Source organism: Saccharothrix luteola, assembly GCF_020859565.1.
GTDB classification, from domain to species: Bacteria; Actinomycetota; Actinomycetes; order Mycobacteriales; family Pseudonocardiaceae; genus Actinosynnema; species Actinosynnema luteola.
On record NZ_JAJHUO010000007.1, the window covers coordinates 197,794 to 216,209 of the forward strand.

An 18,416-nucleotide genomic window follows, 5' to 3' on the forward strand; every position below is an offset into this window, starting at 1 on the left:
CGTTTCGTGATCGTAGCTGGTGGGGGTCGAATGGGCCCAGGGTGATTCGGGTGATCACGGGAGGCAGGTGCAGTCATGGGACCGCTGGTTCGAGGTGAGCGGATCCGCAGGTCGGGTCTTCGGCTGCTCGGCACGGTGGAGCGGGTGCGGGTGCGGCCCGAGTTGCTGGAGGTGGTCGAGTACCGCAAGTCGGGGTTGAGCCTGAACTGGGTCATCGGGTGCCCGTTGAACTGCGGGTACTGCGTGCGGCACCTGTTCGACAACTACGGGATGAAGGTGCCGGTGGCGTTGATGGGCGAGGAGGAGGCGGCCGCGTTGCTGACCGGGCACCGGTTCTTCCAGCCGCACGTGACGCCGATCCAGCTGCTCAACCGGGCGACGGACCCGATGCTGCCCGCGGTGAAGCCGCACCTTTTCCGGTTGTTGCGGCTGCTGGACGACCAAGGCCTGACCAATCACGTGCTGGTGATCACCCGGTGGCGGGTGGAGCCGGAGGACTGCGCCGCGCTCAACGCGTTGCGGAACCTGAAAGTGACCTTGTTGGTCACCCATTCGGGTATCGACGATCCCCGGATCGAGCCGGTGGACTCGGCCATCGCCGCGACGTCGTTGCGTACCGCGTTCGAGCACGCCGACCGGTATCGGGTGGTGTTGTACTGGCGGCCGATCGTGCCCGGTCTCAACGACACCGACGCCCACCTCGACCACGCCCTGGACCTGGGCCGGTCCGCGCACGCGACGGTGTTCACCGGCCTGTTCTACCGCGACGCGATCCGCGACTACTACCGCGCCCAAGGCCTGCCCGAACCCTACGAGGCGGGGGCGCGGCGCAAGGTGTTCCCGGAACGGTTGGAACGGCGCATCCTGACCGCCGCCGCACACCACCCCGAGGGGGCGGTGTTGTTCCGCAAGACCTCCTGCGCGGTCGCCTACGCGCACGGGGTGGCGGACTACAACGGCCACTACGGCATCCGCGAGCTGTGCGACATCTGCCCGGCCGCGCAGCTCGGCCGGTGCGCGACCGAATGGGCCCCGCCGGACCCGAACACCGCCGCCGCGCTGGCGCGGGAGCTGGGCGGCAGGCTGGTCGCGATCACCGACCGGGCCGTGGTCGTGGCCGGCCTGGACGAGCAGGCCCGCTACCTCATGCAGCACAGCTTCGGCTTCCAGGTCCACGACGTGACCAAACCGCACCACCCGCACCGTCACGGCCGCGCCGACATCGGCTGGCCCACCACCGTGGAGGCACCATGACCACCCCGCCACCCGCCGCGCCGTTGCCGGCCGTGCTGATAGGCCACCCGCTCGTGGTGGTCGACGTGGAGGGCAACGGCGGCCAGCCGCCGCAGATCGTGGAGATCGCCGTGCTGCCCGTCGACGGACCGGTCACCGGACACGACCTGCGCAGCTGGCTGGTGCGCCCCTCCTCCCCCATCACGCCGTTCGCCCGCCGGATCCACGGCATCGGCAACGACGACGTCGCACGCAAACCACGCTGGCACGGCGTCTCCCACGAAATCCAACCGGTGTTGACCGGCCGGACCCTGGTCGCGCACAACGCGGGCACCGAATACCGGGTGCTCAGCGCGCACCTGCCCGGCTGGCAGCCGCCCCTGGTGCTCGACACCCTCGCACTCACCAAACACGTCTGGCCCGACCTGCCCGGCTACAGCCTCGACAAGCTCGTCGCCCACGCCGACCTGGACACCACCGGCACCGAAGGGCAACGCCCGCACCGCGCCGGCTACGACACCTGGTGCGCCTGGCAGCTCTTCCGCACCCTCCTCGACCAGTCCACGCTCGACTGGGACGACCTGGTCCGCATCGCCGCCCACCCCGACTTCCGGCCCGGCCACGCACAGGACGGGCTGTGGTGACCGGCGAGGTGGAGAAACCCGTCGTGGTCGCGGTGCTGGGCGCCCACTCGACCGGCAAGAGCGCCTTCCTCGCCCGACTCACCCACGAACTGCGCCGCGACCAGGTCCAGGTCGCCACGGTCGCCGACCTGGGAGAAGAGGCCCAACGCATCGGGCTGCCGATCCTGCGCAACCACACCTGGGCCTCCACCCTGTGGATCATCACCAGAGGCATCAGCAACGAACTCGAAGCCTGGCTGCACGCCGACGTCGTCCTGGTCGACCGCGCCGTCCCCGACGCACTCGGCTACTACCGCGCCGCCCTCGCCCACCGCGGCGAACACCCCGACCCCCGCGTACAGGCCCGCCTGGAAACCCTCGTCCGCGACCACAGCACCACCTACGACCTGCTCTACCGCACCACCCTCGACCCCGACATCCCCCTGGGCGACAACAAACCCCGCGACCCCGACCAGACCTTCAGACACCTGGCCGACCACCACGTCGCCGCGGTCCTGCACGACCTCGCCCTGCCACACCGACTGCTGCCCTCCCACGGCCACGACCACGCACTCGACGACGCTCTCGCCTTCATCATGAGCAAGCTCTCCGAAGCAGAGAGCAACACATCATGATCATCTGGGAATCCACAATGGACACCCCGTCGACAAGGCGGTTCGGCGACGGCAGCCGAACCGATCACCGGACAGGGCAATCCGCGAGGCGCCACCAGGCCCGGTCCATCGGCGGCACCCGGTTCCGCCTGCGTCGTTCACGGTCCAGCCGGGCACGGTCTGAATCGTCGGCAGCGTCGTTGTAAGCACCACCTGCGATCACCCGGAAGGAGCCAGTCATGAGCCGCCACCGGCAAGGGCGGGCCGTGCTGAGCCTGCTCATCCGCATGGGCTGGCAGCACGATCCGGCCTCCTGGACCGTCCGCTGCAAAGACCGGAACGGCCGACGAGCACGACTGGCAATCCACGTGGCCACGACCGGCATCTCGATCGACGGCATCCACACCGATCAACTGGTCCTGACACCTCTCCAGGTCGGAAGACTGCGAGCCGCCCTCCGACAGGCGCTACTCGCATACGACCGACTCGCGGGTAGCGACACGCAGCCCGAACGCACCGTCGCCGCACCACCGACGCCCGCCGCGCCACCGAATCGCATACGAGTCCGCCCCGCCGCCCGACCCACGGTGTCGGCCATCCGCGCGCGGCTCGCCGCACCCACGACTCCCGACGTCCAGGAGGTGAGCGATGAACAACTCCGCACCAGGCCCCGTCGATTCGCCGCCTGACCCGTCGGCACGACTCGACATCGGCCCATACCGGGTCACGTCTCGAGGGCGGTGGTGATGGGCATCCGCGCGTTCCGATGGCTGCCCTACGACGGGCGGCGGCACGCGATCCCCGACACGCTGGCCGCCGACGACGACGGCAGCACGTTGTGCGGTGTCGATGTGACCGTGCCGCACGACCCGCCGCCGAGGAGCCCCGACGGCTGCTGGCCGACCTGCCACGGCTGCGACACGGCCTGGCGGGAACACGAGGGCATCCCCGTGTTCCCACGGCCACGCGAGACCGGTGACAACCGCCGGGCCGTCGCCAAGGCGCGGCGCGCCGAGGTCGGAGGGCGGTCGTGAGGGTGGCGGGCAACAACAATGTCGTGTTCGCCGCGCTGCGCGATCGACTCCGGTCCGACCTCGACGCGGTGGTCGATGTCGTGCTGGACGGCGACGACCACACGGCCGCCGTGGTGGCGCGTGGCGAACTGCCCGGCCTCATCGCCGGGCTGCACACCCTGCTCGCGCAGCACGTTCCGGACGCGAACGGCCACTGCCGGCACTGCCGGGCCGGACGGTGGTGGTGCCGGACACCGCTGCCGTGCCGGGCGCTGCTGGAGTTCCAACTCGCCCGCGACGACGCACACACCCACCGGCCACGCCACCGACTCGCGACGACACGAAACCGGACCACCACGACGCCCCGTTTCCCGAGATGCCGTGCTCACCGGAGCGGACCACCCGACGCCGTCCCCACCACCTGAACCACCCGGCCCGGTCCGCACGCCGCTCGCCCACACCCGATCACGCCGCCCCCACGTGACGCTGTGCGCAGAGCGCCGAACCGACGCCGGTCGCCGGGGCGGCAGGTTCCGCACCCCTGCCGCCCCACCCGCGCTTCTCCCGAACCATCCGCACCCGCACCGACGCCTGCTGCACCCCAACGCACGGAGAACATGGATATGACCCGGAACGACGGCCACCCACAGCCCGCCACAACCACGCTGGGCGGCCGCGTCCTCGGCGCCGAACTGCGCCGGGCCCGCGAAGCCGCCGGCCTGTCCATCACCGAACTCGCCGCACGCAGCGGCCAATCCCCCGACACCGTACGACGACTGGAAGAAGGCACCACCGACGCAACGGCACCCGAACCGACGCTGTGGTGCCGATGGGGCACCTTCGCCACCAGCATGATCACAATCCTGTGCCGCGTCTCCGAACGGATCGACATCTTCGCGCCCATGGGCATCAACCCCGCCCTCACACCACTCGGCACCGACCGCTGCACCGCCTACGTGCTCGAAAGCACCACGATCGACCGCACCGACATCACCTTCCGCACAATCCCACACAACGCGGGCTACTTCCCCGGCCTCCAACACCACCCACCAACCCGTTTCACCCTGACCGACGGCCCCGCAGTCGTCCACTACGCCTACCCGCACGCAGCCCACTTCACCGAAGAACCACAACACCTGCTGGCCGTATACACCCTCTTCGAACAACTCGACCAGCTCGCCAACACCACGCGACGACGATGACCACCGCCGACACCCCGTACGAGCGTCACAACCAGGACCCGTCGACCCTCGACCGCGACCCGACGACGGCAGCCGACCGCATCCTGGGCGACACCGTGCCGTCAGTGCGCGCACGTCCCGCAGGTGACCGGACCGACAACGACGACGCCCGTCTGTTGTCCGGCCTGTGGCGAACCGCACCCGACAGTGCCCTCGGCCGGTCCGGCGAACTGTACGGCCTCAGTGCCGAACTGGCGGCGGGATCGTCGTCCGTCGACGTCGCGGCGATGCTGCGGCAGGGCTACCTGCGCTACGCCCACGACGGCGACTTCCGCATGGCCACAGCCATGGCGATACACGAGTTGGCCGTGTGGCGGAACAGGGAACGCCAGGAGTCGGCGCCGAGCACCACGACGTTGGACGGCTACACCGGCGCGCTTCACGCACTGGCCCGCGTGTACCGGACCCAAGGGCTGATGCACGAGGTGATCGACTGCCTGGACGAACTCCTGGAAGTGCACGTCCGCCACGGTCTGAACCAGAAACTCGGCGGGACATGGACCCTTCGTGAACTGGGCGCGGCCATGCTCGACGCCGGCAGGACCGCCTCCGCCCGGGACTACCTGCGCCAGGCCGACGCCGCGTACCTGCCGCTGTGCGGCGCGACCGTCGCGGTCAGACAGCGGGCGGTGTGCCAGGTCCTGCTCGGGCAGACGTACTGGATCCTCGAGAAATACGACGAGGCGCACCGCAACTTCGTCCGCGCCAACCGGGCACTGCTGCGGTCGGATCCATACGCGGCAGCCGACATACGGCGACTGATGGACAGCATGCCCCATGCCCACGACGCACGACCACAACTCCTCCCACGCCCCACCGCGTTCACGCTGACGGAGTTCGGCCTACCCGCCTGGCCCTCACCTCCGCGGTAACCCGTCCGCACCGCCCAGCCCAGCTCACAGGAGAAGCCGATGGAGACCGACGAACAGACCACCACCACGCCGAGGATGACCACCGCCCGCAGCCGCGAACTCGGCGAGGAACTGCGACGGATCCGCCACCGCGCACGGAAATCGTCTGCGGACACCGCCGCAGCGCTCGGATGGTCGCTGGGCAAGCTCAGCAAACTCGAGACCGGCAGCCGAGGCACCAGCCCGTGGGAGATCGGCGTCCTGACCGGCCGACTGGGCGCCGACAAACCCACCCGCGACCGCATCCTCGCCATCGCCACCGAACCCGACACCGGCAGCTTCCTCCGACCACACGACAACCACCCCGACACGCTCACCGCCCTGCGCCAAAACGAACACGCCGCCCTCACCATCACCACCTACCAACCCCTCACCATCCCCGACCTCGCCCAAACCGAGGACTACACCCACGCCCTCACCGGCGACCGCACCCTCGCCCGGAACCGGGCCGCCAGGCAGGAAGTCCTGCACGGCGACACACGCCCCGACACGATCCTCTACGTGCACGAAGCCGCGGTGCGCTCGACGGTCGGAACCCCGACGGTCATGCGGGACCAACTGCGGCACCTCACCCTGATGTGCGACCGGGCACGCACATCGCTGCGTCTGATCCCGATGGCCGCACCGTTCCACCCGGCCCTCGCACGACCCGCCACGATCCTCACCTTCACCCCGCCGACCCGCCCCCTCGCCTACGTCGAGACCGACACCGCGATCGCATTCCACGACGACCCCGACACCGTCGCCCACTACGAGACCAAGATGCGCCACCTCGACTCCCTGGCCCTGTCGACCGCCGACTCCCGCGACGTCTTCGCACGCCGGGACGACGCCTACGACCGCGACACCCGCTGACGACTCCCGCACCATTGCCGACCGCCACACGCGCGGCAACGCCACCACAGCGCCGGACCCCACCGGCGGGAGAAACCCGATGAGCACCTACAACGTCGCACTGCGGACCGACGCCTTCTCCAAAGCCGTACGACTGGCCGGCTTCCGCTCCGACTACAAGCTCGCCAAGGCGATGGGCCTGAACCGCTCCACCGTGACACGCGTCATGTCGGGCGACCTCCGACCCGGCCCCGCGTTCATCGCCGGAGCCCTCGTCGTACTCCCACCGATGGTCTTCGAAGACCTGTTCGACGTGATCACCAACCCGGACAGGTCCGAATCCGCATGACCGACCCCACACCCATCGCCGCGCAACCACGCCAGGAATCAACCGAACCGGATACCGACGCCCGCCGACGGTTCGACCCCGACCACGTCCTGACAACCCTGCACGCAACCATGACGCGACCCGAGTCAGCGGTGGAGCTGCTGACCCGGACATGGCGCGCCGTCCCCGCCGACGCCGACCAGGCGTGGCTCCGCAGGCTGTGCGACCTCGGAACCGAACTGGCCACCACCCTGCCCACGTCCCTGCTGCTCGCCACAGCCTTCCGCCACGCCGCACAGACACTGCGCACCCACGGCCTCCTCCACCTCGCCGCAATCCAAGGCATGCGTGAACTCGCCATCCACCGCCTCCACGACGACAACCCCGACGCCACCGCCACCGCCCTGCACGACCTCGCCCAGACCTACCGCGCCCAACACCGCCTGCACAAAGTCATCGACTGCGCCGACGAAACCCTGGAAACCTACCTACTGCACCACCACGACACCGGCACCGCCCGCACACTGCACCACCTCGGCGGACTGATGATCGACGCAGGTCGACACGACTCGGCCGTCAAGTACCTCACCCGCGCCGACACGAAGTACCGACACGTCTTCACCACCACCGAACGAGCCCACGGCCTGGCCGCACTGGGACAGGCACTGTGGCTCTCCGGCAAACACGCTCCGGCGCACCGCGCGTTCAACCAGGCCCTCGCTCTGACCATCGGTATCGACGACCTCACCGCGCAACAATTTCGGGCCCTCGCCGCGAGACCGGACGACCTCGCCAGAAGCCCGCTTCAGCGGTTTCCATGACCTCGACGGTCACGTGAAACGGGCCGGCACCCGCCTGCGGTCCGCCGGCCTCCTCCACCAGCGCGCGTGCCTGTCACACCAGGCGAAGCCGCCGACTTCACGAAGATGCCCCGGTCCGGACAGCTGTCGTGATCAACGCTCGCTTTCACCGTTGGACGCCCGATACCCAACCCCGATCAATCGCACACGCGTGCGAAGGCCCGTATTGACTCACGCCTCCACGCGACAGGAACAGCAGGAACTCGACACAGGCGAGGACGCGGTGCAGGGTTCTCCCGAGCACAACGCAGGCGACCTGCGGACAGAGAACAGTGCTCGACCACTACACGGCCCACTACAACCACCGCCGACCCCATCAAGCCCTACGACTCGCACCACCACAACCTGACCATCCGATCGCCGAGCCGGGCCCCGCGTCGACACGACGTCGGCCCATCCACGGCGGCCTGATCAACGAGTACGAACCCACAGCAGCCTAACCGCAGGTCAGACCGTGCGGCCAACTTCTGGCACCTCACAGGCTCGGGCGCCGCCGAGCCGAGACACCACGAACCATGCGTCACATCCGACACCCTGCAACGTCGCCGACACCGAAGTCCGCTGACACTCCAACCGCACGAACCCTGTGGATCTTCAAGCTGGCACAAATCAAGACATAGAAGGTGTCGACCCACGAGGTGGCCAACGTCTTGGCATCAGTCAATGGCATCCTCGATGAGCCCGTACGGCGCGACCGCGGGGTTGCGGGTATACCGCACGACGACATCATTGTGAACTGACTCAGGCGGGCTGTTGTCGATCACGATCAGCTGAGCACCGTCACCAGGGCCGCCTAGCCACTGCCTGGCATGGCTGTAGAAGTTCTCGACGAGACGGGTATCGGCGAAGTCCGGGTCGTCGTGATGTGCACCGTGTCCGAGGCTCTTCTGTGGGCTGTCGATGATGAGCAGACCAGGTGCACGGGCCCTCTCCTCGTATGCAATCTCCCATACCGAGAGGTACCACGCGATGCTGATCAGGACGAGACCACCGCTACTGGCTGCCGTGTACGGAAGCCCGCGCACATGGGGCACGAGCTTGTCGTCCAGCATCGGGTCGCGCAGCTTGGGGTAGCCGATGTCGGAGAGCACTTCGCCGAACCTTTGTGACAGTCGGCGTATGACGGCAGCGCGGTCTGGTCGTGCTGCTGCATCGCGGCGCTCTGCACGGAGCCGGGATGCGTGCCCGAGGAGTCGATCCGCTTGTTCTTCCGCTTGGCGTACTCGGTCCCACAGTCGCAGACCGGCGGTGACCTGCTGCAATCTCAGCTGTGCGTCGGCGTGTCGGCGGGCCAGATCGTCTCGCGCAGCGAGGTAAGGGGCGGGAACCTCCACGACGTGATTCAGTGCAGCAGCTGCCTCCTCAACGGCTCGATCCGCCTCATTCTGCGCCGCGCGCAAGACAGTCAGATCGCCAACGAGGCGAGTCCAGTAGTCGTTCAGCTCGTCGAGGCGTCGGTTCGTGGCCTTGAGTTCCGCGTGCATCACAGCAGACGCCCCGGATCGCGCAGGTGCCGAGCCGTTGCCCGCGACACCTTCGTCAGTCGTGGACGCGGCCGCTCCGACATCGCTCGGTTCCGTGTGGTGACCGCAAAGTGTGCAGTTTCCGTCGACAACGGCTGGCTGATTCTCCAAGGTCGACAAACAGGCAGGACACACGGTGACTTGCAAAGGGTCAAAGAGCTGCTCGGCTTCTTTCAAGAACGTCAGCTTTTTCTTGTCGTCGGCGTACTGGCCGCGTAGCGCTGCCAACCGGTCGACCAAGCTCTCACGGTTGCGCACGCGAACCGCAGCGGCGCGTGCCGCATCCTGAGCCGCGGTGAGTGCTTGGCGCAACTGTGTGATACCGGATTCCTGCGACGTCCGGTCGCTGTCGAGGCGCGAGAACTCAGTCGCAAGCTGGGCGACTTCGCGTTGTGCGTGCGCGTGATCTGCCTCCAAGACGAGTGGACCGAGAGGATGCTCTTCCTGCACTAGTGCCCGCAATGCCTTGGCGGTGCGACCGGCCTCGCGCGCGGCGTCGTTGGCAGTCTTCAATCGTGCCGCAAGATCGCTACCTTCGGCGTCGTGCACGTCGAACATCACGTCGATGGTCTGCCGCAGCTTCTGCCCGACGATGTAGTTGCTGTGCTCGAAGAGCAAGTTCTTGTTGTCAAGCCTTTCGTTCGGCAACCACATTACGCGAAAGAGGTCGCGGATGCTGAGCATGTGCGTATCGGATTCAGTTTGCTTCGGGGCTAAGGGCAGCTCGATGTTGTCCAGGCCACAGGCGGCAAGCAGATGTTGCGAGAGACCCGTGGGGTCAGAGGTCGGCTCGATGGGCAGCCGTAGCTGCCTCGCGCTGTCCAGGTCGTGAAGGGTGGTCTCCCACACCGAGGCGAACTTCGACGCGGGTCCCGTGGCGGATCGTTCGATGGTCGTGGGGATACCGCCAAGCTCAGTCTCAAGCAAAGCGGCGCGCACCGAGGCAAGGACTTCGGGATGTTGCGGGTGCTGGTCGCTGCCGAGGCAGTAGCGAGCGAAGTCGACCACGCTCGTCTTCCCCGTCTGACTCGGACCCGCGATGACAGACAGCGGTCGCCACGCGACGTCCTCGTGATCGCGAAATGAAACCCCGTACGAGCGGCGTGTCGCGGCCAACCCGCTGAGCTTGAGCTCGACTAGGCGAATCCCTCGCCTCAGGGCATCGTCAGCCACGAGACGCACTCTCCCTCCGGCCGGCGATGCCCGGCGTCGTCTCGGCCACGTCGTCTAGCACGTCGATCAGTAGCCAAGACTTGCCGAGCCACTCCTCAGCATTCTTCTTCAAGTTGTTGTCCGAGAGTCGCTTCAATCGCTTCAGCACGACTCGTGCGGCCTCGCGATACGCGTCCGCATAGACGGACGTCAACCGTTCCGCCAACGCTCCACCGATCATCGTGAGTTCGTAACTACCGGACTCGATGGTCACCAACCCATACGCGACCAGGAGCGACAGGTCGTGCTGGAGCCGTCGACGACGGCTCGCGAAGCGTTGTCCCGTCGAGGCGTACGATAGCTGGCGGTCGCTGAAGCCAGCCAAGCGCAGCGTCAAGCGGTCTGCAACGTCGCGGCGATCATCGCCGGACAGAACCACGAACGGATTAGCCGAGAAGAAGTCGTAGAACCCGAGGCGATCCACTGAACGGATCGGTGCCTGCTCCTCACCGGCTACCTCCAGCAGCAAGGTCAGCTGGGCCAACCGAAACACCTGTCGGTCTTCCGGACCGTCAGGCACCGCAGCCGAGAGTTCAACACCGTCGCCGGTCGTCACGACACCTCTTCAGGCTGCTCAGCCACCAAGTGGGCAGCGATGCTCTCGCCCGCAGGCGGCCCTTGGTGCCCTGCGGCCACGTCGCGCCAGTGGAGCACCCATCCGGCTCGTGCGTTCTCGACCAAACGGTGTGCGACGCCTTTGCGGTGGGCGGGGCGGAGCCGAAGCCCGTCCGGATCACTGCACTGGCCAGCTTCGCGCAGGACATCATCCACAAGCCCAGCCATCCTGCCGTCGGTATCGACTTTCGGGGCTCGGGCGTTGAACTGCGCCTCCCACAACGACTGCACTTCCAGATGCAGTTCGTTAAGAGCATTCACTCCAGCCCGGTTCCCCGCAGCGGCAAGATCCCGCGCAAGCGCTTCTGCCGCGAAGAACAACCCGCGTGCGGCGTCGGTCTCGACATGGCCAGCCTCCTCAAGCTGGCGGACAAACAGGGCTTTTCCGAGACTGCTGACGTCATCCAGGGTTTTGACCTCCTCATACGGGGCATACGTGCCCTCACGGAGGAAGTACGCGCGGTAGAGGTCTTCCGCGTCAGGCTTCATCAGCATGCGTCGGATCCGCACGCCGTTCCACAGAACTATCTGCACACCAGTCTTGCGACGTCGACCAGCAGACCAGCCGTCGAACCACTTCTGTTCGTCTGGCGACAGCACACACGGCACACACAGAGTCCATGCATCGACTGTGAGCCCGTTAGCTTGCGCCTTCCCCATGAGCTGGTTGAACGATCGGCGGACCTGATCGCGCTGATCGTCACCTTTCCAGTTCAGGAAGAACTTCGACTGCCACACCACAACGGAATCGTCGAGGCGACCGACATAGGTGTCGATCCCCCAGTCGCCGCCGCCTGGGCCGGCAACCTCGTTCGCCGCTGGATGCTGCAGCGCGACCAAGTCGGTGATCAGCGTCTGGAACACCTCACGTGCCCCCGACTCCGTGCCGGCCTCGTATTGCAGACGACCGAACAGCACCGGGGGCACAGGCAGCATGGTCATGGCGACCATCCACGGTGCATCAGCCACGCCCCTTCACCTGCGCCCGATCGCTGGGAAGCGACGGCCGTCTGCCATCACCTCGTATCGTCACCCTCATCGACTTCCCTCACCGTTTCGTTTCGCACATCACCCGAACGGAGCTGCAGGGCTTGGCACAAGCAGGCACCTCACGGGTCCACCGGCCGTGGGGCCTCATTGGCAGCCCGGTCGGGATCCTGCGGGCCCTGCTGGTCGTGGCGCTGGTGCTTGCTCCTGTCCGCGCTGGCCTCGTCCCGGGTCCGCCCGCAGACCGGGCAGCGGCGACGACTGCCGGTAAGTGGTGCCCACCGTCTCGAAGACCAACAGCTGCCGAGTGGCGACGTTGTACCCCATCGTCGGGTACCGGCCCCGGCGCGATCTCGGCGCCGGACGGGTTCGCCTCGTCGTGTCCGGAGCTGCAGGTCGCGTCTTTGGGAACCCGTTCCACGAGCCTGCATGGTCGGTGATGCGGGCTCCGTACGTCGGGGCGGCGCGCGACCGGGGTGCCGTAGGTCAGCAGCAGTGAACCGGTCGAGATCAACAACTGGTGACGGGAGGAGGCGTTGATCTCAGTCTGAACCGGGTTCGTCCGCCTAAGCACACCGTCCTGCGATCGGGTCAGGAACGACAGCACGGTCTTCCTCCGCACCTTGTCCTGTGTTCGGATGAGCATCACCAGCTGTCCTCCGGGGAGCAGGGTGATGTTCAACTCCTGGAAGGCGTACGTCGCGTTGTCCCTCGCGACCAACACCTCCGCTGCTGCGTCCCAGGTCTACCCCCCGTCGGTGACTGCGAGCGACCCTCGCGCGTGTAGCTGCCTTCGATCGCCAACCGCCCACTCGTTGATGTTGCCCATGTTCTCTTGAAGGGACGCGAACCTGCGACAACTCACGCCCAGGACTCGGTGCTGCTGGCGCGCTCCGAACTGGGCGAGCACAGCGCGGCTAGACCATCTGGGGGAGCCAGCGGCGCGCGTGTCTCACTGGACGTCGAACGGGACGTAATCTGCCTCGGATGGAGATCGAGGCTGAGAGCACCCACCCCGCGCTGGTGGCCGCTACACGGACGGGACAGGTTGCGTGAAGGTCAGGCGTGTCACCCTGCACAACTTCCGCGGTGTCCAGAACGGCACGGTCCTGTTGGACGGTCACGCGCTGCTCGTCGGCCGAAACAGCGTCGGAAAGTCCACGATCTGCGAGGCGCTCGACCTAGTGCTCGGACCAGAGCGACTCTTCCGTCGACCGGTGATCGACGAGTACGACTTCTACGCTGCGCAGTATCAGGAAGTGGATGGTGTCCTTCCCGAGGTTCGCATCGAGGTCATCCTCACTGAACTGTCGCCCGAAGCTCGTCGGCGCTTCAACGGTCGCCTCCGCCGCTGGTCGGCCGAGCTCACCGACTTCATCGACGCCACTGCGGACGCACTCGATCTTGCTGATGACGAGGGCGTCGAGTGGTGTCTGCCGGTTGTCTTCGTGGGTCGGTTCGATCTCGTTGAAGACGACTTTGTCGGGGGGACCTTCTTCGGGCATCCGGAAGTTGTCACGGACGACCTGACGGGCGAGTCGGCGCAGTTGGGCGCTGGGCTGAGGCCGTTCACGCGAGACGACAAGTTGGCTGTGCGGCTTTCTCTACCTGCGGGCGAACCGCACGGGTAGTCGAGCGCTCAGCTTCCAGCGCGGATCGCTGATCGACACGATCGTGCGCCTGGAGTCGCGTACGGCCGGGTCGCTCTGGGAGAAGGCCCTCCGGGACGTCGAGACGGTCACCATCGCCAGTGAGGATTCGGGCTTCTCCAAGATCCGTACGGAGGTACGGCAGCGTGTTGACCGATTCCTCAGCTTGACCGACGGCGCTGACGCCGTCGACCTGCGTGTATCAGAGCTGACCCGAGAGCATCTACGCGAGGTCCTACGGCTTTTCGTATCGACACAGCCAGGTGCTCATGGTGTCCCGTTCAACCGCCTCAGCACGGGGTCGCTGAACCTACTCGTCTTCGCGCTGCTGACCTACATCGCCGAGTTGAAGGGCGACGACACGGTCATCTTCGCGATGGAGGAGCCCGAGATCGCCCTTCCGCCGCACGCGCAACGAAGACTCGTCGACTTCGTGATCAAACGCATGGGGCAGGCCATCGTCACCTCACACTCGCCGTACATCATCGAGAAATTCGACCCCGAGCAGATCGTCGTGCTCTCCCGCGACGCGGCTGGCGCCATGACGAGTACGAACGTGACCTTGCCCGCCGACTTCAAGCGCAAGAGGTACGGAGACAACCGCCGGCAGTTCGCCGAAGCCGTCCTGGCCCATGCAGTACTCGTCGTTGAGGGCGCGACCGAAGCCGCAGCATTCCCCATCGTCGCTGACATCCTCGACCAAGACGACAGCGTCGACTACCAGCACCTCGACCTGGCCGGAGTCTCGATCTTTGATGCCGGAGGTGACTCCTCCGTCCCGCTGTACGCGCCCGTGTTCGCAGCGATGGGAAAACCGGTCTACGGCATCCACGACACGCCGACTGCACCCTTCAAAGCCGACGTGGCTGCGAAGGGAGCCGACTTCACCAGGTACGAGGTCATCCCGCACGCCGGCGTGGAGAAACTCCTCGCGGCGGAGATCTCGGTGGCAGTACTTCGGCGGTTCAGTTCAAGGATGGCCGTACGATCCGATTATCCCGTGGACTGTGGTCAATTGCCCGAGAACGTCGATGATGAGGCAGTCCGCGATCACGTGTTCAAGTTGCTGAGGAGTCGTAAGGGCGCGGAAGGCTACGCCCCGCTGCTTATCGCCGAGTGTGCGGATCATGATGAACTGCCTGCATCGATGGCCAACTTCCTACTGCACATCGATACCGACTTGCGGCCGGCTCCATCAGCGCCACCGGAGGATGCTGACGGAGCCGACCTCAATGGATCTTGACGAGACGCGGAAGAACATCCTTGCCGTCAAAGGGCATCTACTTATCGAGGGCGGACCGGGATGCGGCAAGACCACCATCGCGCTCTTGAAAGCCCGTGAGACGGTCGAGACGCTCGAGTCGGAGCAGCGCGTTCTCTTCCTGAGCTTCTCGCGAGCAGCGGTTCGCCAGATCTCGGATCGAATGCGAGGTATCTTCACCCTCGCGATGCGGAACCGGCTGGAGATTCGGACGTTCCATTCGTTCTTCCTGGACCTAGTGCGCAGCCACGGGCGCCTGCTGACCGGCAGGCCCTCGTCGTTCATCACCCCTGACCGGGTCGGGCTGCTTAAGGCAGACTTCGACGGAGACTGGGTCGAGGAAACGCACAGGCTCGCGCGTGAGGAAGGGCGCTACGTCTTCGATCGTCTCGCCGGAACCGCGGCGACTCTGCTCGAACGATGTGCCGCAGTGCGCGCCTTGTACAGCGACACGTATCCTGTGATCATCGTCGACGAGTTCCAGGATACCGATACCGATCAGTGGAAAGCCGGCCGAGCACTCAGCGGCACGTCCACGATCATCTGCCTTGCGGACCCCGACCAAAGGATCTTCGACCACATTCCGGGCGTGGACGAAACCCGTGTGGCACAAGCAGTCGATCACCTTAAACCCCGTCGCTTCTATCTCTCAGGAGACAACCATCGGAGCCCTGGCAGTGGGCTGCTCGACTACGCCAACGCGGTACTCCGCAACGACACAAGCCAACCCGTGCCCGACAACGTCAGAACGTACACCTACCGCTGGCCTATGACGTGTGAAGTCCTGGCACACCAACTCCTGGTCGCCGTCCGTTCTCACTTGGAAGAACAGCTCGGTCGAACGCCGACGATCGCCGTCCTTGCTCCTGCGAACTCCTTCATCGGCAGGGTTTCCGAAGTGATCTCCACGGACACCGCAGTCTCCACCGGCACCGTTCCTGCCGTAGACCACGAACTCAACTGGGACGCCGACCTCGCTGCGGCGGCTGGCTATGTCGTCGCCTCGATCATGGAATGGCCCGACCTCACCCGCGATGACGCTATCCTTACGACACTGCGCACTATCACCGACTTTACCGGGTCAAATTGTCCGGCGGTACAGCCGGAGCGCGAAGCAAGATCCAAACGATCGAGCGAGCGATCGCCTCGTTCGAGTCGGGCAACACGGTCCGCTCCAAGACAGTAAAACTGGTCATCGCTGCCTTCGACAACGGCATCGAACTCGCCGGTGACCCAGTCGGCGACTGGCAGACAGCTCGCGCCGTGCTTCAGGGCTCAGCCGAACTGAGGGAGCTCTTCGACAAGGTCCGGCTACTACGCCTGCTGAAGGCCACGGATGCCCTGGCGTGGGCACTGCTTGACGCATGGGACGGCCAGGCAGCCTACGTCGACGCTGCTGCGGCCGTTCAACGTGTGCTGTCCAACGAGACGCTGGAAGCGTCTCAGCAAGATCCAGTGCCAGTCAGCCTGATGAGTATGCACAAGTCCAAAGGAAAGGAGTTTGACGCCGTCATCATCGCCGAGGGTGAACATGGTGCCCGGCTGCTCGACGCAGCCTGGGACAACAAGCGTGTGCAGGCAAACCGACGTTTGCTCCGTGTCGCGATCACACGCGCACGACACGTGGTCGTCTTCGTACGACCATGGAATGCCGTCTCGCTGACAGGCGGATAGCACTCCACGTCGCGGAGCAACACGAGACGATCGCCGTCGGTGAGTACCTGACGGTCATCGACCACGCCGCTGCGGTGCTGTTCGGTGAAGATGCCCAGCTTGTCAAGTCGAGGATGGGGCGCGCGGGATGATCTGGCGTTCAGGATCGCCGACCCAGGGCTTTGGCGGTCGTCCGCGCCCGTGGTCGATGGCAACGGTTGGTACCGGCTTCTGGCGCGCCAGAGTCGTTCGCTCGTGTGGCCTTGCTTTGGCACCACGGGCCCGCAGTTGAGAACCAGACCACACGCTCGGCGATCGGATGCGGACTTCGATGCCTTCTCAGTGCACCGACGGTCCGCGAGGCAGTCGTTGTTCCCGCACGCGACGCGACCGAAGAACAGAACTTGGCCGCGGCATGATCACCCGAGCCGTCTCGCTGAGGAAGGTCGGCTTCCCCACGCTCGCATCCCTGGCCGCACTGCTGTTCGCGGTTCCCGGTATCCGCAACTCCATGCCCAACACCCCGCCCGTGGGCACGCTCACCGGCTTCATCGTCTTCTTCTGCACTGCTGATCACCACCGGGTGCATGGTCGTCGCCTCGATCTCGTGGCTGCGCAACGCTGACCGGGTATCGGTCGACTGACCGACTGCGGGCCGTCTGGCTACGGTCCGCGGCCGCGAGGTGCGGTGACACGACGTTCTGTCGGTGGAAGCGAGGACGCGGGTGATCGCCGAGACCGCCCGGATGCGCACCGACCTGTCGCCGGTGGCCGGCACCGACGACCTTGTCGTCGAACTCACCCGGCTCACCACTTACCGCGCAGACCTCATGGCCGGCTGGGTGCGCGGCGTGAACCGGCTGCGTGACCTGCTCACCAGCGTGTTTCCCCACTCTGGAGCGGGCGTTCGACTCTCCACCCGCAGCGCACTGGTGCTGGTGACCGGGTTCCAGACCGCCGACGCGATCCGCACCGCGGGCGAAGTCGGTATCGCCGAGTTCCTGCGCCAGCACGGCGCCTGGCCCAAGGGCATCCCCGCCATGGCCGCCACCGCGCACGCCGCCGCAGCGGCCCAGACCGTCCGGCTGCCCGGCGAGGCCACCACCGCCACCCTCATCGCCCGCCAGGCCGCCCACCTGCTGGACCTGGACCGGCGGATCAAAGATACCGACAAGCTGATCACCAGCCAGTTCCGGCAACACCCGCACGCGGAGATCATCGAGTCCCTTCCCGGCCTCGGCCCGACCCTCGGCGCGGAGTTCGTCGTCGCCACCGGCGGCCACCTGGCCGAGTTTCCCAACGCCGGCCACCTGGCCTCCTACGCCAGCCCTGTCCCCGGTCGCCCAGGACTCCCGCCACGTCACCGGAAACCTCCGACGCCCCAAGCGCTACAACCGTGAACTGCGCCGCAGTGTTCTACATGGCCGCCCTGTCCAGCCCCAAACTCCAGGGCCCTCGCGGATCTACTACGACCGCAAGCGCAGCGAACGACTCGACCACACCCAAGCCCTGCTCGCCCTCGCCCGCCGCCTGGTCGACGTACTCTGGGCACTGCTACGCGACGGACGAACCTTCACACCTATCCACCCTTCGACCACCACCACCGCTTCATGGTCATTCAGATTCCTACCCGCGCGAGCGGGGTCCCTGGCCCTTCTCGCGGCCGTCGTGCTCCCACTCGTCTTCCCCGCGCGAGCGGGGGTGATCCTGCGACCATCCGCCACTGGTCGCGGGTACATCAGTCTTCCCCGCGCGAGCGGGGTGGTCCCCGGTAGGCGGTGAAGTGCAGCTTCGCCAAGCAGTCTTTCCCACTCGAGCTGAGCGGTCCCTCCTCGCTGATGATCTGCACGAACTCTCCT

General features: G+C 66.3%; 19 protein-coding genes and 1 pseudogene. 17 read left to right on the forward strand and 3 right to left on the reverse strand.

The window, feature by feature from the left end; translation table 11 throughout:
* The first annotated feature begins 75 nt into the window (after nucleotides 1-75).
* The 11 genes from LNK82_RS12160 to LNK82_RS12210 all read left to right on the forward strand — a co-directional run bounded on the left by LNK82_RS12160 (nucleotide 76) and on the right by LNK82_RS12210 (nucleotide 7,618).
* Entirely contained in the window at nucleotides 76-1,254 is a 1,179-nt protein-coding gene (locus tag LNK82_RS12160) for a radical SAM protein (protein WP_230567055.1), read from the forward strand.
* Entirely contained in the window at nucleotides 1,251-1,877 is a 627-nt protein-coding gene (locus tag LNK82_RS12165) for a 3'-5' exonuclease (RefSeq protein ID WP_230567056.1), read from the forward strand. Before LNK82_RS12160 ends, LNK82_RS12165 begins: the two co-directional genes overlap by 4 nt.
* The gene (locus LNK82_RS12170; protein WP_230567057.1) at nucleotides 1,874-2,491 is read left to right on the forward strand and encodes an AAA family ATPase; all 618 of its coding nucleotides are present in this window, start codon (nucleotides 1,874-1,876) and stop codon (nucleotides 2,489-2,491) included. Before LNK82_RS12165 ends, LNK82_RS12170 begins: the two co-directional genes overlap by 4 nt.
* 218 nt (nucleotides 2,492-2,709) lie before the next feature.
* The gene (locus LNK82_RS12175) at nucleotides 2,710-3,159 is read left to right on the forward strand and encodes a hypothetical protein (RefSeq protein WP_230567058.1); all 450 of its coding nucleotides are present in this window, start codon (nucleotides 2,710-2,712) and stop codon (nucleotides 3,157-3,159) included.
* A 57-nt stretch (nucleotides 3,160-3,216) separates the two neighbouring features.
* Nucleotides 3,217-3,504 (forward strand): HC3 family zinc finger protein, encoded by a 288-nt coding sequence (locus tag LNK82_RS12180; protein WP_230567059.1) that lies wholly within the window; start codon nucleotides 3,217-3,219, stop codon nucleotides 3,502-3,504.
* Nucleotides 3,501-3,908, forward strand: a complete 408-nt coding sequence (locus tag LNK82_RS12185) for a hypothetical protein (protein WP_230567060.1) — start codon at nucleotides 3,501-3,503, stop codon at nucleotides 3,906-3,908. The genes LNK82_RS12180 and LNK82_RS12185 overlap by 4 nt, the downstream gene beginning before the upstream one ends.
* Before the next feature lie 198 nt (nucleotides 3,909-4,106).
* The gene (locus LNK82_RS12190; protein WP_230567061.1) at nucleotides 4,107-4,685 is read left to right on the forward strand and encodes a helix-turn-helix domain-containing protein; all 579 of its coding nucleotides are present in this window, start codon (nucleotides 4,107-4,109) and stop codon (nucleotides 4,683-4,685) included.
* Nucleotides 4,682-5,596 carry a tetratricopeptide repeat protein gene (locus LNK82_RS12195; protein WP_230567062.1) on the forward strand — a complete coding sequence of 305 codons (915 nt, stop codon included), beginning with the start codon at nucleotides 4,682-4,684 and terminating at the stop codon, nucleotides 5,594-5,596. The genes LNK82_RS12190 and LNK82_RS12195 overlap by 4 nt, the downstream gene beginning before the upstream one ends.
* Before the next feature lie 39 nt (nucleotides 5,597-5,635).
* Entirely contained in the window at nucleotides 5,636-6,490 is an 855-nt protein-coding gene (locus LNK82_RS12200) for a helix-turn-helix domain-containing protein (protein WP_230567063.1), read from the forward strand.
* Nucleotides 6,491-6,569: 79 nt separating this feature from the next.
* Nucleotides 6,570-6,818, forward strand: a complete 249-nt coding sequence (locus LNK82_RS12205) for a transcriptional regulator (RefSeq protein WP_230567064.1) — start codon at nucleotides 6,570-6,572, stop codon at nucleotides 6,816-6,818.
* Nucleotides 6,815-7,618, forward strand: a complete 804-nt coding sequence (locus tag LNK82_RS12210) for a tetratricopeptide repeat protein (protein ID WP_230567065.1) — start codon at nucleotides 6,815-6,817, stop codon at nucleotides 7,616-7,618. Before LNK82_RS12205 ends, LNK82_RS12210 begins: the two co-directional genes overlap by 4 nt.
* A gap of 695 nt (nucleotides 7,619-8,313) precedes the next feature.
* On the opposite strand, the gene LNK82_RS12215 is transcribed toward LNK82_RS12210, so the two are convergent.
* The 3 genes from LNK82_RS12215 to LNK82_RS12225 are packed head-to-tail and all read right to left on the reverse strand — an operon-like array spanning nucleotide 8,314 to nucleotide 11,976.
* Nucleotides 8,314-10,353: a hypothetical protein gene (locus tag LNK82_RS12215; protein WP_230567066.1), complete on the reverse strand. Its 2,040-nt coding sequence runs from the start codon at nucleotides 10,351-10,353 to the stop codon at nucleotides 8,314-8,316.
* Nucleotides 10,346-10,948, reverse strand: a complete 603-nt coding sequence (locus tag LNK82_RS12220) for an ABC-three component system middle component 2 (RefSeq protein ID WP_230567067.1) — start codon at nucleotides 10,946-10,948, stop codon at nucleotides 10,346-10,348. The genes LNK82_RS12215 and LNK82_RS12220 overlap by 8 nt, the downstream gene beginning before the upstream one ends.
* The gene (locus LNK82_RS12225) at nucleotides 10,945-11,976 is read right to left on the reverse strand and encodes a hypothetical protein (RefSeq protein ID WP_230567068.1); all 1,032 of its coding nucleotides are present in this window, start codon (nucleotides 11,974-11,976) and stop codon (nucleotides 10,945-10,947) included. The genes LNK82_RS12220 and LNK82_RS12225 overlap by 4 nt, the downstream gene beginning before the upstream one ends.
* Before the next feature lie 1,070 nt (nucleotides 11,977-13,046).
* Here LNK82_RS12225 and LNK82_RS12230 point away from each other — a divergent pair.
* The 6 genes and pseudogenes from LNK82_RS12230 to LNK82_RS12255 form a co-directional block, all read left to right on the forward strand.
* The gene (locus LNK82_RS12230) at nucleotides 13,047-13,625 is read left to right on the forward strand and encodes an AAA family ATPase (RefSeq protein ID WP_230567069.1); all 579 of its coding nucleotides are present in this window, start codon (nucleotides 13,047-13,049) and stop codon (nucleotides 13,623-13,625) included.
* Nucleotides 13,626-13,656: 31 nt separating this feature from the next.
* Nucleotides 13,657-14,886, forward strand: coding sequence for an ATP-dependent nuclease (locus LNK82_RS12235; RefSeq protein WP_372470474.1), 1,230 nt, complete (start codon nucleotides 13,657-13,659; stop codon nucleotides 14,884-14,886).
* Nucleotides 14,876-16,090, forward strand: coding sequence for a UvrD-helicase domain-containing protein (locus tag LNK82_RS12240; RefSeq protein ID WP_230567071.1), 1,215 nt, complete (start codon nucleotides 14,876-14,878; stop codon nucleotides 16,088-16,090). Before LNK82_RS12235 ends, LNK82_RS12240 begins: the two co-directional genes overlap by 11 nt.
* A complete protein-coding gene (locus LNK82_RS12245; protein ID WP_230567072.1) occupies nucleotides 15,991-16,578 on the forward strand; it encodes a 3'-5' exonuclease in 588 nt (195 codons plus the stop codon). The genes LNK82_RS12240 and LNK82_RS12245 overlap by 100 nt, the downstream gene beginning before the upstream one ends.
* A 394-nt stretch (nucleotides 16,579-16,972) precedes the next feature.
* On the forward strand, nucleotides 16,973-17,182 hold the full coding sequence (locus LNK82_RS12250; RefSeq protein ID WP_230567073.1) for a DUF8686 domain-containing protein: 210 nt from the start codon (nucleotides 16,973-16,975) through the stop codon (nucleotides 17,180-17,182).
* A 97-nt stretch (nucleotides 17,183-17,279) separates the two neighbouring features.
* Nucleotides 17,280-18,150 (forward strand): annotated as a pseudogene (locus tag LNK82_RS12255) (IS110 family RNA-guided transposase); the annotation flags it as partial.
* Nucleotides 18,151-18,416 lie beyond the last annotated feature (266 nt).

Bases quoted from the DNA above. Each gene is read 5' to 3' on its own strand.
- LNK82_RS12160 (WP_230567055.1), top strand. From the start codon at position 76: ATGGGACCGCTGGTTCGAGGTGAGCGGATCCGCAGGTCGGGTCTTCGG.
- LNK82_RS12165 (WP_230567056.1), top strand. From the start codon at position 1,251: ATGACCACCCCGCCACCCGCCGCGCCGTTGCCGGCCGTGCTGATAGGC.
- LNK82_RS12175 (WP_230567058.1), top strand. From the start codon at position 2,710: ATGAGCCGCCACCGGCAAGGGCGGGCCGTGCTGAGCCTGCTCATCCGC.
- LNK82_RS12180 (WP_230567059.1), top strand. From the start codon at position 3,217: ATGGGCATCCGCGCGTTCCGATGGCTGCCCTACGACGGGCGGCGGCAC.
- LNK82_RS12190 (WP_230567061.1), top strand. From the start codon at position 4,107: ATGACCCGGAACGACGGCCACCCACAGCCCGCCACAACCACGCTGGGC.
- LNK82_RS12195 (WP_230567062.1), top strand. From the start codon at position 4,682: ATGACCACCGCCGACACCCCGTACGAGCGTCACAACCAGGACCCGTCG.
- LNK82_RS12200 (WP_230567063.1), top strand. From the start codon at position 5,636: ATGGAGACCGACGAACAGACCACCACCACGCCGAGGATGACCACCGCC.
- LNK82_RS12205 (WP_230567064.1), top strand. From the start codon at position 6,570: ATGAGCACCTACAACGTCGCACTGCGGACCGACGCCTTCTCCAAAGCC.
- LNK82_RS12210 (WP_230567065.1), top strand. From the start codon at position 6,815: ATGACCGACCCCACACCCATCGCCGCGCAACCACGCCAGGAATCAACC.
- LNK82_RS12240 (WP_230567071.1), top strand. From the start codon at position 14,876: ATGGATCTTGACGAGACGCGGAAGAACATCCTTGCCGTCAAAGGGCAT.
- LNK82_RS12250 (WP_230567073.1), top strand. From the start codon at position 16,973: ATGATCACCCGAGCCGTCTCGCTGAGGAAGGTCGGCTTCCCCACGCTC.